The organism is Pseudomonas sp. ADAK2, assembly GCF_012935755.1.
GTDB lineage: Bacteria > Pseudomonadota > Gammaproteobacteria > Pseudomonadales > Pseudomonadaceae > Aquipseudomonas.
Genome location: NZ_CP052862.1, coordinates 5,239,208 through 5,253,513 on the forward strand (window position 1 = coordinate 5,239,208; position 14,306 = coordinate 5,253,513).

The following is a 14,306-nucleotide window of genomic DNA, read 5'->3' on the forward strand; positions in this document are numbered from 1 at the left end:
GGCGGTTTTTGCGTTATTTAAACCACTTTTCTCAGAATATCTTCGCTTTTATCGCGCATTCGGCGTGACCAAACAGTCGGCTTGGTTCAAACTACAGACTTTCAAGCAGGGAGATGTAGGGCGATGCAAGGCCACCCAGACGTAATCGATTACCTCAACACGTTGCTGACCGGCGAGCTGGCCGCGCGTGATCAATATTTCGTTCATTCGCGGATGTATGAGGACTGGGGTTTCACCGAGCTCTACGAACGTATCAACCACGAGATGGAAGAAGAGGCGCAGCACGCTGATGCGCTGATGCGTCGGATCCTGATGCTCGAAGGCACACCACGCATGCGTCCGGACGACCTGGATGTCGGCACCACGGTGCCTGACATGCTCGCTGCCGACCTGCGACTGGAATACAAAGTCCGCGCCGCACTCTGCAAGGGCATCGAGCTCTGCGAGCAGCACAAGGACTACGTCAGCCGTGAGATGCTGCGCATTCAGCTGAACGACACCGAAGAAGATCACACCTACTGGCTGGAGAAGCAGTTGGGCCTGATCAAGTTGATCGGTCTGGAGAATTACCTGCAATCGCAGTTCTGATTTTCGGATAAGAAGCCTCGGACACAAAAAAGCCCCTGTCACTGATGAAGTGACAGGGGCTTTTTCATGGGCCTTGATCAGGCCTTGTCGCGAGCCAGCAGCGGTTTGAGGTAGAAGCCGGTGTGAGATTGTTTCATCTCCGAGACTTCCTCTGGCGTACCGACGGCAATGATCTGCCCACCTTTGGAGCCACCTTCCGGCCCAAGATCCACCAACCAGTCGGCGGTCTTGATCACGTCAAGATTGTGCTCGATCACTACCACGGTGTTGCCGTGGTCGCGCAGGCGATGCAGCACGTCGAGCAATTGCTGGATATCCGCGAAGTGCAAGCCGGTGGTCGGCTCATCGAGGATATACAGGGTCTTGCCGGTATCGCGCTTGGACAGCTCACGGGACAATTTCACCCGCTGGGCTTCACCGCCGGACAACGTCGTCGCTGACTGCCCGAGCTTGATGTACGACAGACCGACGTCCATCAGCGTTTGCAGCTTGCGCGCCAGTGCCGGCACCGCGTCGAAGAACACCCGCGCTTCCTCGATGGTCATCTCGAGGGTTTCGTGGATGCTCTTGCCCTTGTACTTGATCTCCAGGGTTTCGCGGTTGTAGCGCTTGCTCTTGCAGACGTCGCACGGCACATAGATGTCCGGCAGGAAGTGCATTTCCACCTTGATCAAGCCATCGCCCTGACAGGCTTCGCAGCGTCCGCCCTTCACGTTGAAGGAAAAGCGCCCCGGGCCGTAACCACGAGAGCGCGACTCCGGTACGCCCGCGAACAGTTCGCGAATCGGCGTGAACAACCCGGTGTAGGTCGCCGGGTTCGAGCGCGGTGTGCGACCGATCGGGCTCTGGTCGATATCCACAACCTTGTCCAGATGCTCCAGGCCCTTGATGCTGTCGTGAGCGGCAGCTTCAAGCGTCGTCGCGCCATTGAGTGCCGTAGCGCTCAACGGGAACAGAGTGTTGTTGATCAGTGTCGATTTTCCCGAACCCGACACGCCAGTCACACAGGTCAGCAGACCCAACGGAATTTCCAGATCGACATTGCGCAGGTTGTTGCCGCGAGCACCTTTCAGCGACAGGGTCATCTTCTTGTTGCGCGGTGTACGCTTGGCCGGCACGGCAATCTTCACGCGGCCCGACAGGTACTTGCCGGTCAGCGAGTCCGGGTGAGCCATGACTTCCGCCGGAGTACCTTCAGCGACGATATGACCGCCGTGTACGCCGGCACCAGGGCCGATGTCCACCACGTAGTCCGCCAGACGAATCGCATCTTCGTCGTGCTCGACCACGATCACCGTGTTGCCGATGTCCCGCAGGTGCTTGAGGGTGCCGAGCAGCCGATCGTTGTCCCGCTGGTGCAGGCCAATCGACGGTTCATCGAGGATATACAGAACCCCCACCAAGCCGGCGCCGATCTGACTGGCCAGGCGAATACGCTGAGCCTCACCGCCAGACAACGTATCGGCACTGCGATCCAGCGATAAATAATCGAGACCCACGTTGACCAGAAACTGCAGACGCTCGCGGATTTCCTTGAGGATCTTGTCGGCAATTTCACCGCGACGGCCAGTAAGTTTCAACACGCCGAAATATTCACAGGCGTCGCCAATCGGCAGATTGGTCACCGCCGGCAAGGTCTTCTCGCCGACCCACACGTGCCGCGCCTCGCGACGCAGACGCGTGCCACGGCAATCCGGGCAAGGCTGGGTGCTGAGGAACTTGGCCAGTTCTTCACGAACCGAGGCGGACTCGGTTTCGCGGTAGCGACGTTCCAGGTTCGGCACGATGCCTTCGAACGGGTGCGAGCGCTTGACGATGTCGCCACGGTCGTTCAGGTATTTGAAGTCGACGTTCTGCGAACCGCTGCCGTGCAGGATAAATTTCTGCTGATCGGCCGGCAGGTCGTTGAACGGCACTTCCAGGCTGAACTTGTAGTGGGACGCCAGCGACCCGAGCATCTGGAAGTAATAGACGTTGCGCCTGTCCCAGCCGCGTATCGCGCCTTCGGCCAGGGTCAGTTCACCGTTCACCAGTCGCTTGATATCGAAGAACTGTTTAACGCCCAGGCCATCGCAGGTCGGGCAGGCGCCGGCCGGGTTGTTGAAGGAGAAGAGTTTGGGCTCGAGCTCGCTGATGGCGTGGCCGCAGATCGGGCAGGCGAAGCGCGCAGAGAAGATCATCTCTTCGCCCGGCTCGTCGTCCATTGGTGCCACCAAGGCGATACCGTCCGCCAGTTTCAGCGCGGTCTCGAAGGATTCGGCCAGGCGCTGTTGCAGATCGGCGCGGACCTTGAAGCGGTCGACCACCACATCAATCGAATGCTTCTTCTGTTTATCCAGTTTCGGCAACTCGTCCAGCTCGCAGAGCCGGCCGTTGACCCGCGCACGCACAAAACCCTGGGCGCGCAGTTCTTCGAAGACTGACAGATGCTCGCCTTTACGCTCGCGAATCACCGGCGCCAGCAGCATCAATTTGCTGCCTTCCGGTTGGGCGAGAACGAGGTCGACCATCTGGCTGACGGTCTGGGCTTCCAGCGGAATGTCGTGATCCGGGCAGCGCGGAATACCGACGCGGGCGTACAGCAGGCGCAGGTAGTCGTAGATTTCGGTGATGGTGCCGACCGTCGAACGCGGGTTATGCGAGGTCGACTTCTGTTCGATGGAAATCGCCGGCGACAGGCCTTCGATGGTGTCGACGTCAGGTTTTTCCATCATCGACAGGAACTGCCGGGCGTAGGCCGACAGCGATTCGACATAGCGGCGCTGGCCTTCGGCGTACAGCGTGTCGAAAGCCAGGGACGACTTGCCGGATCCGGACAGGCCGGTGATGACGATCAGTTTGTCCCGTGGCAGGGTCAGGTCGATGTTCTTCAGGTTGTGGGTTCGGGCCCCACGAATCAGGATCTTGTCCAAAGTGGCCTCGCTCGGCGGGCGTCGAAAACGTAGGAGTATACGGCCAAATACTGGATGGATGCACACTATCAAATGCGGGGCGCGCAGGCTTACATGAAGACTGCGTCATCTATGCGCGTCATAGCGTCGCGATATACCCCGTCAATCGATGGGACTGGTAGAATCGCCGCCGGTTCACATGAGGTTTTTCCATGCACGATCCCCACAGCGAACGCATGAGTGGCAGTGAGACCCGCGCAGCCAGCGGTCTGGCCCTGGTGTTCGCCTTCCGTATGCTTGGCATGTTCATGGTGTTGCCGGTACTGGCGACCTATGGCATGGACCTGGCGGGAGCGACCCCGGCCCTGATCGGGCTGGCGATTGGCGCTTACGGCCTGACCCAGGCGCTGTTCCAGATTCCGTTCGGTTTCATTTCCGACCGTATCGGTCGGCGCCCGGTGATTTACCTGGGGCTGATCGTTTTCGCCCTCGGCAGCCTGCTGGCAGCCAATGCCGATTCGATCTGGGGCGTCATCGCCGGGCGAGTCCTGCAAGGCGCTGGGGCGATTTCCGCAGCGGTCATGGCGTTGCTGTCGGACCTGACCCGGGAACAGCATCGGACCAAAGCCATGGCCATGATCGGCATGACGATCGGTCTGTCGTTCGCTGTCGCCATGGTCGTCGGCCCCTTGCTGACCCGCGCCTTCGGCCTGTCCGGGCTGTTCCTGGCGACGGGCGGCATGGCGCTGTTCGGCATCGTCATCGTGATGTTCATGGTGCCGCGCGCCACCGGGCCATTGCAGCACCGCGAATCCGGCGTGGCGCGCCAGGCGCTGATCCCGACGCTCAAGCACCCGGACCTGTTGCGCCTGGACCTGGGCATTTTTGTGTTGCACGCGATGTTGATGTCGAGCTTCGTCGCATTGCCCCTGGCCCTGGTGGAAAAAGCCGGGCTGCCGAAAGAGCAGCACTGGTGGGTGTACCTGACCGCGCTGCTGATTTCCTTCTTCGCGATGATCCCGTTCATCATCTACGGCGAGAAGCGACGCAAAATGAAACGAGTTTTGCTGGGCGCCGTCGCGACGCTGATGCTCACTGAGCTATTCTTCTGGCAGTTCGGCGACAGCTTGCGAGCCCTGGTGATCGGGACGGTGGTGTTTTTCACCGCGTTCAATCTGCTGGAAGCTTCCTTGCCATCGCTGATCAGCAAGGTTTCACCGGCGGGCGGCAAGGGCACGGCGATGGGGGTTTATTCCACCAGCCAGTTCCTCGGTTCGGCGTTGGGCGGGATCCTCGGCGGTTGGCTGTTCCAGCATGGCGGTTTGTCGGTTGTCTTCCTCGGATGCGCCGGCCTGGCTGCCCTCTGGCTGGCCTTTGCTGTTACCATGCGCGAACCACCTTACGTGACGAGCTTGCGCTTGCCGCTGTCGCCCGAGGCGATCCGCGAAGCGGGTCTGGTCGAGCGCCTGAAGGCCGTCGTAGGGGTAACAGATGCAGTGGTCGTCGCAGACGAAGCGGCGATTTACATCAAATTGGACACAGAACTATTGGATCGCACGACCCTTGAGCGCCTGGTGAACAACCCGGCCGAGGCAGCGTGCGTAGCCTAGGAGAACGTTATGGCCCGTGGGGTTAACAAAGTCATATTGGTCGGCACTTGCGGCCAGGATCCCGAAGTTCGCTACTTGCCTAACGGTAACGCCGTGACCAACCTGAGTCTGGCGACCAGCGAACAGTGGACCGACAAGCAAACCGGTCAGAAGGTCGAGAAGACTGAATGGCACCGTGTGTCGATGTTCGGCAAGGTTGCCGAGATCGCCGGCGAGTACCTGCGTAAAGGTTCGCAGGTTTACATCGAAGGCAAGCTGCAGACCCGCGAGTGGGAAAAAGACGGTATCAAGCGTTACACCACTGAAATCGTGGTCGACATGCAAGGCACCATGCAACTGCTGGGCGGCCGTCCTCAACAGGGCGACCAACAAGGCGGGGGCAACAACTACCAGCAGTCCGCTCCGGCCCCACGTCAGCAGCAGGCTCCGCGCCCGCAGCAGTCGGCACCGCAACAGTCGCGCCAGGCTCCGCCTCCACAGCAGGCAGCGCCGCAACCGGCTCCGGATTTCGACAGCTTTGATGACGATATCCCGTTCTGATTTGTAGCTTTCTCAGAACCGTAAACAAAAAAAGCGAAGCCATCTGGCTTCGCTTTTTTGTGGGCGCTGTTTAACGGGTTGAAGCGGTCACATTGGCACGGGCCGTGTGCAGCTTCTTGTAACTTTCGATCAACCGCAGGTGCCGGTCGAGCCCCTCCAGTTTCATGCTGGTCGGCGCCAAACCATGGAAGCGTACGCTGCCGTCCACCGAGCCGATCGCTGCATCCGTGCGCTCGTTGCCAAACATCCGGCGGAAGTTGGCCTCGTAGTCTTCCAGCTCCAGGTCTTCGTCCAGTTTCATCTCCAGCACCACATTGACCGCTTGGTAGAACAAGCCGCGCTCAACCGTGTTGTCGTTGTACTGCAGGAACATTTCTACCGCCTCTTTCGCCTCTTCATATTGCTGCAAGGCGAGGTAGATCAGCAGTTTCAACTCCAGGATCGTCAGCTGACCCCAAGCCGTGTTGTCGTCAAATTCGATGCCGATCAGGCTGGTGATGTCGGTGTAGTCGTCCAGCTCACTTTCCACCAGACGCTCAACCAACGCGCGCAGTTCGTCTTCGTCCAGGCGATGCAGGTTGAGGATGTCAGCGCGGAAGAACAGCGCTTTGTTGGTGTTATCCCAGATCAGATCGTCCGCGGGATAGATTTCCGAATAGTCCGGCACGAGGATGCGGCACGCCGTTGCGCCGATATGCTCGTAGACCGCCATGTACGCTTCTTTACCCATGCCTTTGAGAATGCCGAACAAAGTCGCGGCTTCCTCGGCATTCGAGTTTTCACTCTGGCCGGAGAAGTCCCACTCGACGAATTCGTAATCCGACTTGGAGCTGAAGAAGCGCCACGACACGATGCCGCTGGAGTCGATAAAGTGCTCGACGAAGTTATTCGGCTCGGTCACCGCATGGCCTTCAAACGTCGGCTGCGGCAGGTCGTTGAGGCCTTCGAAGCTGCGACCCTGGAGCAATTCGGTGAGGCTGCGTTCCAACGCCACTTCCAGGCTCGGGTGCGCGCCGAACGAGGCGAACACGCCGCCGGTGCGCGGGTTCATCAACGTGACGCACATCACCGGGAATTCACCGCCCAGGGACGCATCCTTCACCAACACCGGGAACCCTTGTTCTTCCAGCGCCTGAATACCGGCCAGGATCCCAGGGTACTTCGCCAATACTTCGGCTGGCACATCCGGCAGGGCGAATTCGCCTTCGATGATTTCGCGTTTGACCGCGCGCTCGAAGATTTCCGACAGGCACTGCACTTGGGCTTCGGCCAGGGTGTTGCCGGCACTCATGCCGTTGCTCAGGAACAGGTTTTCGATCAGGTTCGACGGGAAATACACCACCTCCCCATCCGACTGGCGCACGAACGGCAGCGAGCAGATGCCGCGCTCTTCATTGCCCGAGTTGGTGTCGATCAAGTGAGAGCCACGCAGCTCGCCGTCGCGGTTGTAAATCTTCAGGCAGTACTCGTCGAGAATTTCGCTCGGCAGTGCATCTTTGCGGCCAGGCTTGAACCAGCGCTCGTCCGGGTAATGCACAAACGGCGCGTTGGCGATGTCTTCGCCCCAGAACTGGTCGTTGTAGAAGAAGTTGCAGTTGAGTCGCTCGATAAACTCGCCCAGCGCCGACGCCAGCGCGCCTTCTTTGGTCGCGCCTTTGCCATTGGTGAAACACATCGGCGAGTGCGCGTCGCGAATGTGCAGCGACCACACATTGGGCACGATATTGCGCCACGAAGCGATTTCAATCTTCATGCCCAGGTCAGCCAGAATGGCCGACATATTGGCGATGGTCTGCTCCAGCGGCAGGTCCTTGCCGGCGATATAAGTGCTCGCCTCGGAACTGGACGCCGGCATCAACAACGCCTGGGCATCGGCGTCGAGGTTTTCCACTTCTTCGATGACAAACTCAGGTCCGGCTTGCACCACTTTTTTCACGGTGCAGCGGTCGATGGAGCGCAGGATGCCCTGGCGGTCCTTGTCGGAAATGTCCGCAGGCAGTTCAACCTGAATCTTGAAAATCTGGTTGTAGCGGTTTTCCGGATCAACAATGTTGTTCTGCGACAGGCGGATGTTTTCGGTGGGAATGCTGCGAGTGTCGCAGTACAACTTCACGAAATAAGCCGCACACAACGCCGACGAAGCCAGAAAGTAATCGAACGGACCCGGTGCCGAGCCATCGCCCTTGTAGCGGATAGGTTGATCGGCCACCACCGTGAAGTCGTCGAACTTGGCTTCAAGTCGAAGGTTGTCGAGAAAGTTGACCTTGATTTCCATGGGGGATTACCAGCATAACGGCAGACGAATTGGCCGCCATTATCCGGCTTTTCAGACGTATGTCTTGTCGTTGTCGGGTCCAGAGCCTGTTTCACCCGAAAGCCCGATGCACGGCACCGGGCTTTTTTAAAAGAGAAGTACCGATCAATCAAGAATCAGGTGCGGCAAAAACCGGCTCGAGTCCTTGGTAATCAAACTGTTGTCTTCCCGCACGCCAATGCCGGCCGCCTGGTCGCCAATCACCCACGAACCGACCAGCGCGAAGCTGTCGCCAAACTTCGGCAGCGGGGCAAACTCTTGAAGGATAAACGGCGCATCCGTGTAGGGCCCGTCCTCTTTCACGATCAGACCGTCGGCCGTTTGCAACTCGATGTTGGCGCCTTCCCGGGAGAAGTAGGGTTTGCGCACCCAGCCTTTCGGCACGGCTTTACTCGGGTCGGTATCCACGTGCGCCGCCAGCAGGTTCGGGTGACCTTTGTTGAACTCCCACAACAGCGGCAGGATGCCTTTGTTGGAGATGATCGCTTTCCAGGCCGGCTCGAAAAACTGCGTGTCGCTCTGGGCAATCGCGGCGCCAAACGGCTCGTGGAAGATGAACTCCCAAGCGTGCAGCTTGAACAGGTGCGGAATCCAGCGATCCTCCAGATCGACGAAACGTCCGTCACTGGTCAGGCCGATGTCTTCAAGATCAATGTGGCGTGATTCGATGCCGACCTTTTCCGCAATCAGGCGCAGGTAGTCGGTGGTGCCTTTGTCTTCGACCGAACCTTTCATCGAGGCGAAATAGAACGGCTGCTTGAGTTGCAGTTGGGCAAAGGCCTGGTGCAGCTTGGTGTCGATGCTGTTGAACTGGTCGGCATGCTTGGGCAGCAGGCCGCGTTCGATGCATTGCTCCAGCCAACCCCACTGAAACGCCGCCGCTTCATACAAGCTGGTCGGCGTGTCGTAGTTGAGTTCCAGCAACTTGGCCGGGCCACTGCCGTTGTAGGAGAAGTCCATCCGCCCATAAAGGTGCGGATGGCCTTCGAGCCATGAAGTGCGGACCAGGTCGAAGAACGGCGCGGGAATGCTCAGGCGCTCCAGCAATTCCTCGCTCTGCACCACGCGGGCCACCAAGTCCATGCACATCTCATGCAGCTCGGTGGTCGGGTCTTCCAGATCATCTTCGATCTGTTTGAGCGTGAACTGGTAATACGCGCTCTCGTCCCAATAAGGTTCGTCGTCGATGGTGTGGAACAGAAAGCCGAGACTTTCCGCGGTCTGTTTCCAGTCATGACGTTCTGCGCAAAGGATCTTCTTCATGGCCCTGTTCCCTTAGCTGCTTGAGCCGCCCGAACTCTTGCCCGAACCGCCCCAGCCACTGCGTGCGCTGGCCTGGCTGCCGAAGCCGCCGCGAGAGGTCGCTGAGGAAACAGTCGCCGCCTTGCTGCGGCTGACGGTGTCGGTGTAATTGCTGCTGCCGTACCGCGCCTGATTGGACCGGTTGAAGGTCGAACCGCTGGAGACCCGCTGGCTGAGCGTCGAGTTCGAGTAGCTGCCGCGATCATCGCGGTAGCGGTAGACCGGTTCGGAGTAGTAGCTGCTGCGGTTGCCGCTGAGCATGTTGCCGACCAACATTCCCATCAGCAGGCTGCTGCCGGAAAATCCGGAATCACCGACGGCGCTCGCTTCCGACGCCGGCAGTTTCGCCTTGGCCGCGTCCACTTCGGCTTGCGTCACCTCGCCATCGGCGTTCAGTTCGAAACCGCCGAGCTTGGGGATGAACTTGCCGGCGGAATCCTGTTGGCACCAGTCGGCGACAAAGTCGGCATCGCAATCGGTCTTGCTGTCGTAGACCGGCGCAATGCGACGGTGCTCAGCCATGGCCTTCATGTAGGCGTCGGAACAGATGTCGACCGGCAGTTTTTCATCGGCGCACTGCTGCACGGACTGGAAGTTGTACTTCTTGTGTATCTCGTAGGTTTTTTCCGATGGCCCGCAGCCTGAGATCGCCATGGCAACCGACGCGGCCAGGGAGAGCTGAACGTACTTGCTTCGTTTCATCACAATCTCCGTTTGTGCGATCAGTTCTGGGACGGGGTCATGCACGCGGCGTTGAGCATGCCGACGCTGATGGCCACGGCTGCCACGTAGATGCCGGCTGCGATTTCACCGTTGCGGATGCGCTCGGACGTGCCCTTGAGTACCAGGCTGGTCATCAGGAACGCCAGCAGTTGGACGAACGCGGCAATGACCGCCCAGACCACGAAATCGAGGATGCTGATCGAGTAGGCAATCACGTTACTGGCCGGAATAGCGAAGCCGATGATCGCGCCGCCCAAGGCAATCGCCGCCGCCACGTTGCCTGAGCGGATCAGTTCGAACTCTTTGTGCGGGGTGATGCGGGTATAGATGAACTGGAACAACCCGAACAGCACGGCAGCGCCGATGATATAGGTGACAAACCCGAGCACGGCGGCTTTGTTCAGGGAGATAGAGAGCGCTTCTAGCATGGCATTCTTCCTTTTTTAAATGGGGTTCAGATCGGTTGTGTACAGCGAAATGCCCAGCGATGTGCTCAAGCTGATGGTGCCTTCGGCGTCCTCTTCGACGGAAAACAGCAGGAACTCCCGTCGATCGGTCAGGCCGGTTTCGCGGGCGTACAGCATTGAACGGTGCTCGATGGTGTAGGACTCGTTCGGGTTTTTCAGGTGTTCGGTCAGGGCGACCAGCTCGGTTTGTCCGTTCTCGGTGCCCCATTCGCGGGTGAATTCGACGCCTTTGTGGGCGTAGTAGGGCAGGCCGATCAGGCTTTGCGGGCCGGCCAGCCGGCTCAATTCCGCTTCACTGTTGATGGTCACGTAGCTGAGGTAGTTGAACAGGATGACCGACTCGACCTGCCCGGCGACATCGCCAGTGGTGTGCACTTGCAGCCAGTAATCTTCGTCGTTCATGTAATAGCGTGACAGCCAGTTCGACTGCCCGAGATCGACAGTGCCGGCGCACCAGATCTGCTGGGAGCCGGGGATGGTCACGGCGGTTTTTTCGTCGAGCAGCAATTTGAGCGTGCTGTCGAACATCACGCCTTTGCCCAGCGCCAGGCCCAGCGGGCCGACCGCCTGTTGGCTGGCATTGGCTGTCCACGTCGGGTCCGCTTTCGGGGCCGGGGCCTCAAGCCCCATCAACTGTTTAAACCATCCCATTGGAGATTTCCTTGAGGCGAGTGGAGGCGATGTAGAAGAGTTCACCGCCCTCAATGCGCGTGGCGTTGGGCGGATTGATCGAGGGTTGCTGGGCACCCTTGGCGCGATAGCCGATGAGGGTCGCGTTGTGGCGTTCTTTCATGCGCGCGTACAGCTCGCCGAATGTTGCCACATAGTCCTGCGGCAGTTTCATCAAGTATTGAGTGGCGCCCTGGCCCACGCACAACAACTCGTTGATGACCACGGACGAGCCCGGATCCTGCGACGCGCGCACCAGCATCTCGATGGCCATGCTTGAGGTGCATTCCAGGCTGGGCGCGTAAGAGCTGGCGAGGGCGGCGATTTCGCTTTCGTTGAAATGCGCTACCACGTGCCCGACCGGGTTCAGTTGATTGACCGCGAGCACGGTGGCCAGGGTCAGGTCGTCGGAATGGGTGCGCACCAGCACGCGCTCGGCACCCGGCACGCCGGCCCGCACTAACAGCGCGCTGGAGGACAGGCTTTCACCTTTGATGAAGGCGGCTTTGCCCGGCATCGGGTTTTCTTCGAGGTCGCAATCGCAAATGACGATCAGGTTGTCGTTGGAAGTTTCATCCTCCAGCAGCAACTCGATGACCCGCTCGCTGGACGAACCTTCCCAGCCAATCAGCACCGTGTGGCCGGACTTGCCGGTGAAATCGCCTTTGCCCTTCATGCCTTTTCTCCATACATCGATGACGCTGCTGGTGGTTTTGCCGATGGCTGCCGTCAGCAGCGCAATGCCGCCAAGCATGACCCACGTGGCCACGAAAACCCGTCCCGCCGCGGTTTGCGGCGCGAGATCGCCGTAGCCGACCGTCAGCGTGGTGGTGAGATAGAAGTAGGTAAACGTAGCGGGGGCGGTGAGGTGTTGTTCGCCCAGAAGCACCAGGCCGAGGTAAGCCGTGCTCAGGTGGATGCCCAAGGCAATCGCCAGTCCGGCCCAGCCGAAACGGTGGAAGAAGGTCGCGGCGTACACGCGTAATAGAAGAAAAATCGACATGGCGTCCCTGACTCCTTGGGAAAACTCGTTCCAGGCAAAAGGCGTGGCTCGAATCCGCATTTACCGGGCGGCATTAAACCTGTTGCCGGGCGCCGAGAGAAGTACCTTTGCCGCAATAAATCCGGCGAATGCGCCGGCGATATGGCCTTCGAAGGAAACCCCCTGGCGCGGCAGGAAGCCAAACACCAGTCCGCCATACAGCAAGGCGACGACCGCGGCGGTAATCAGGTTGCCCCAACTGTGCTGGAACCAGGCGCGGGACAGGATGTACGCCCACAACCCGAACACCCAGCCGCTGGCGCCGATGTGCAGGCCGGAAAAACCGAACAGCCAGACCAGCAAGCCGCCCAGGCCAATGATGATCGCGCTGACGGCCAGAAACCGGTTGAGTCCGTCGACGCTGACCAGGGTGCCGAGGATCAGAAAGGGAATCAGATTGGCGCTCAGGTGCGCGAACGAGGCGTGGAGGAAAGGCGAAGTGAGGATGCCGGGCAGTCCGTAGAGTGTTCGCGGGACCAGGCCGAATGAAAGCAGGCTGTAGCCGCTCACGACGTTGAGCACCTGCAGCGCCACCATGAAAATGGCCAGGCCGGCGATTGTCTTGAAACCCTTCAGGGCATCCATCCTTGACCTCGATTCGACAAAAAAAGGAAGGGCACGATGCCCTTCCTGTTCAGGTACCGCCCGGACCGGTTACTCGGCCGATTTTTTCTTCAGGCGATCCAGGATCGCATTGGCACTGCCCGAATCCGGGGTGATGCCGGCTTCGCGCAGTTTGCGCTCCAGATCCGTGCCGGTCGAGGCGTCGGCCAGTTCATCCTGGGCTTGCAGTTCGGCAGCGCGTTGCTGCTGCTTGGCCTGCAAACGGTTCAGCGTGCCGACGGCGGTTTCCAGCTTGCCGTTGGCGCCGCCACTGGCGATCGAAGCGCTGACCTGAGCTTTCTGTACGCTTTCGCGAGCCTTGGCCATGTCCACTTGCTGGCGCAGGCTCTTGATGCGGTTTTCGGCCTTGGTGATGTCTTTGCGCATGTTGTCCGCGTAACCGCCGAATTCGGCGGCCTGCTTTTGCTCGACCTCGAGTTCGTTGGTCAGGGTCGAAATGGCTTCGGCCACTTCCAGCGCCAGGTCTTCGCGGTTGGCCTGGATCGCGGCCATGGCCTTGGTTTCCAGGTCCTGGATCTTGGCGTTGTACTCGGCCACGCGATCAGCCGACAGTTTGTGCTTGGCCATGATGGTGACCAGCTCGCGCTTGGCGTTGGCCAGGGCGGTGTCAGCATCGCGGATTTCCTGGTCGAGGATGCGCAGGGCCTGTTGGTCGACGATGGCTTCGCCGACTTCACTGGCGCCGCCGCGCAGCGCGGTGAACAATTTGCTCCAGATGGACTGAGTCATTGGATATGCCCTATGGCTGAATAATTAATGGAAGAAACGTTCAAAGGCTTCGCTGGCGCGCTGCACATTGTCGACGAGGGTTTTGACCTCGGTCACGACGTTGGTCAGGCTCGAATCGGAGCTCAGCGCGCCGAACATGTTGTAGACGACCTGGCCGTTCGGCATCGACTCGATACCGATCGAGGACAGCGGGAACAGCTCACGGCTGCGCAGCACGGCGTCGTTGAAGGCCGCGACGTCCTTGATCGACTCGACGTCCACCAGCACGGTGTCGACGATGATCTGCTCGCCCACGACCGCGATGTAAATCGGCAAGCCGCCAAAGTCGTTCATTTCCAGCTTGATGCTGGATTCGGAGCCTTGAACGAGGGAAAGGGTGATGTCGTTGGATACCACGTCATCAAGGGCCTGGAGGGCGCTGAAGAGGCGGTCGATGTTCCAGTTGTTACCTGCGCTCATGAAATTCTCCGACATGAATGAGCCAGCCAGGATCGGTTGGCGTAGCTGTTTCTCCATCTGCTTGAGCAGGCTTCGGTTTTCGGGAAGCACCCAAGTCTCGTGTTTCACATAACCGGCGGCACCCAGGCCCGCGCGCATCTGCTTCATGTAGAAACTCGACGGTTTTTTCGCGGAGGGTTTCGAGCGCTCTCCCTTGCGGCTCGCTGTATCGGTAACAGGATCGGCAGGCGGACCTGATGGAGAGCTGCTTTTCATACTGGTGACTCCGTTGTGAAATCTCACGCGTGAGAAACACTACAGTGATTTTTTGCGCCCCTCAATAGCTCACGCGTGAGATTTTTTACCAGC

Annotated in this window: 13 protein-coding genes; 3 read left to right on the plus strand and 10 right to left on the minus strand. The window is 59.4% G+C overall.

Annotated features, from left to right (window positions below):
- The first annotated feature begins 123 nt into the window (after positions 1-123).
- Positions 124-588: a bacterioferritin gene (bfr, locus tag HKK52_RS24070; RefSeq protein WP_169372843.1), complete on the plus strand. Its 465-nt coding sequence runs from the start codon at positions 124-126 to the stop codon at positions 586-588.
- Between the two features lie 77 nt (positions 589-665).
- On the opposite strand, the gene uvrA is transcribed toward bfr, so the two are convergent.
- The gene (gene uvrA / locus HKK52_RS24075) at positions 666-3,500 is read right to left on the minus strand and encodes an excinuclease ABC subunit UvrA (protein WP_169372844.1); all 2,835 of its coding nucleotides are present in this window, start codon (positions 3,498-3,500) and stop codon (positions 666-668) included.
- Positions 3,501-3,691: 191 nt separating this feature from the next.
- Between uvrA and HKK52_RS24080 the strand changes: the two genes are divergently transcribed.
- Positions 3,692-5,089: an MFS transporter gene (locus HKK52_RS24080; RefSeq protein ID WP_133840619.1), complete on the plus strand. Its 1,398-nt coding sequence runs from the start codon at positions 3,692-3,694 to the stop codon at positions 5,087-5,089.
- A gap of 9 nt (positions 5,090-5,098) precedes the next feature.
- Positions 5,099-5,629, plus strand: coding sequence for a single-stranded DNA-binding protein (locus HKK52_RS24085; protein ID WP_123404375.1), 531 nt, complete (start codon positions 5,099-5,101; stop codon positions 5,627-5,629).
- A 70-nt stretch (positions 5,630-5,699) separates the two neighbouring features.
- Here HKK52_RS24085 and HKK52_RS24090 read toward each other — a convergent pair whose 3' ends face one another.
- The 9 genes from HKK52_RS24090 to HKK52_RS24130 all read right to left on the minus strand — a co-directional run bounded on the left by HKK52_RS24090 (position 5,700) and on the right by HKK52_RS24130 (position 14,105).
- Entirely contained in the window at positions 5,700-7,904 is a 2,205-nt protein-coding gene (locus HKK52_RS24090; RefSeq protein ID WP_169372845.1) for an OsmC domain/YcaO domain-containing protein, read from the minus strand.
- Between the two features lie 144 nt (positions 7,905-8,048).
- Complete coding sequence (locus tag HKK52_RS24095) at positions 8,049-9,206, minus strand: glutathionylspermidine synthase family protein (protein ID WP_169372846.1); 1,158 nt, start codon at positions 9,204-9,206, stop codon at positions 8,049-8,051.
- 12 nt (positions 9,207-9,218) lie between these two features.
- Entirely contained in the window at positions 9,219-9,947 is a 729-nt protein-coding gene (locus tag HKK52_RS24100; protein WP_169372847.1) for a DUF1190 domain-containing protein, read from the minus strand.
- 20 nt (positions 9,948-9,967) lie between these two features.
- A complete protein-coding gene (locus HKK52_RS24105) occupies positions 9,968-10,396 on the minus strand; it encodes a DUF350 domain-containing protein (protein ID WP_169372848.1) in 429 nt (142 codons plus the stop codon).
- Positions 10,397-10,411: 15 nt separating this feature from the next.
- On the minus strand, positions 10,412-11,086 hold the full coding sequence (locus tag HKK52_RS24110; RefSeq protein ID WP_169372849.1) for a DUF2491 family protein: 675 nt from the start codon (positions 11,084-11,086) through the stop codon (positions 10,412-10,414).
- A complete protein-coding gene (locus tag HKK52_RS24115) occupies positions 11,073-12,107 on the minus strand; it encodes an ion channel (RefSeq protein WP_169372850.1) in 1,035 nt (344 codons plus the stop codon). The genes HKK52_RS24110 and HKK52_RS24115 overlap by 14 nt, the downstream gene beginning before the upstream one ends.
- 60 nt (positions 12,108-12,167) lie before the next feature.
- Positions 12,168-12,731 (minus strand): rhomboid family intramembrane serine protease, encoded by a 564-nt coding sequence (locus HKK52_RS24120; RefSeq protein ID WP_169372851.1) that lies wholly within the window; start codon positions 12,729-12,731, stop codon positions 12,168-12,170.
- A gap of 69 nt (positions 12,732-12,800) precedes the next feature.
- A complete protein-coding gene (locus HKK52_RS24125) occupies positions 12,801-13,499 on the minus strand; it encodes a PspA/IM30 family protein (protein ID WP_169372852.1) in 699 nt (232 codons plus the stop codon).
- Between the two features lie 24 nt (positions 13,500-13,523).
- A complete protein-coding gene (locus HKK52_RS24130; protein WP_149660967.1) occupies positions 13,524-14,105 on the minus strand; it encodes a YjfI family protein in 582 nt (193 codons plus the stop codon).
- Positions 14,106-14,306: the final 201 nt, after the last annotated feature.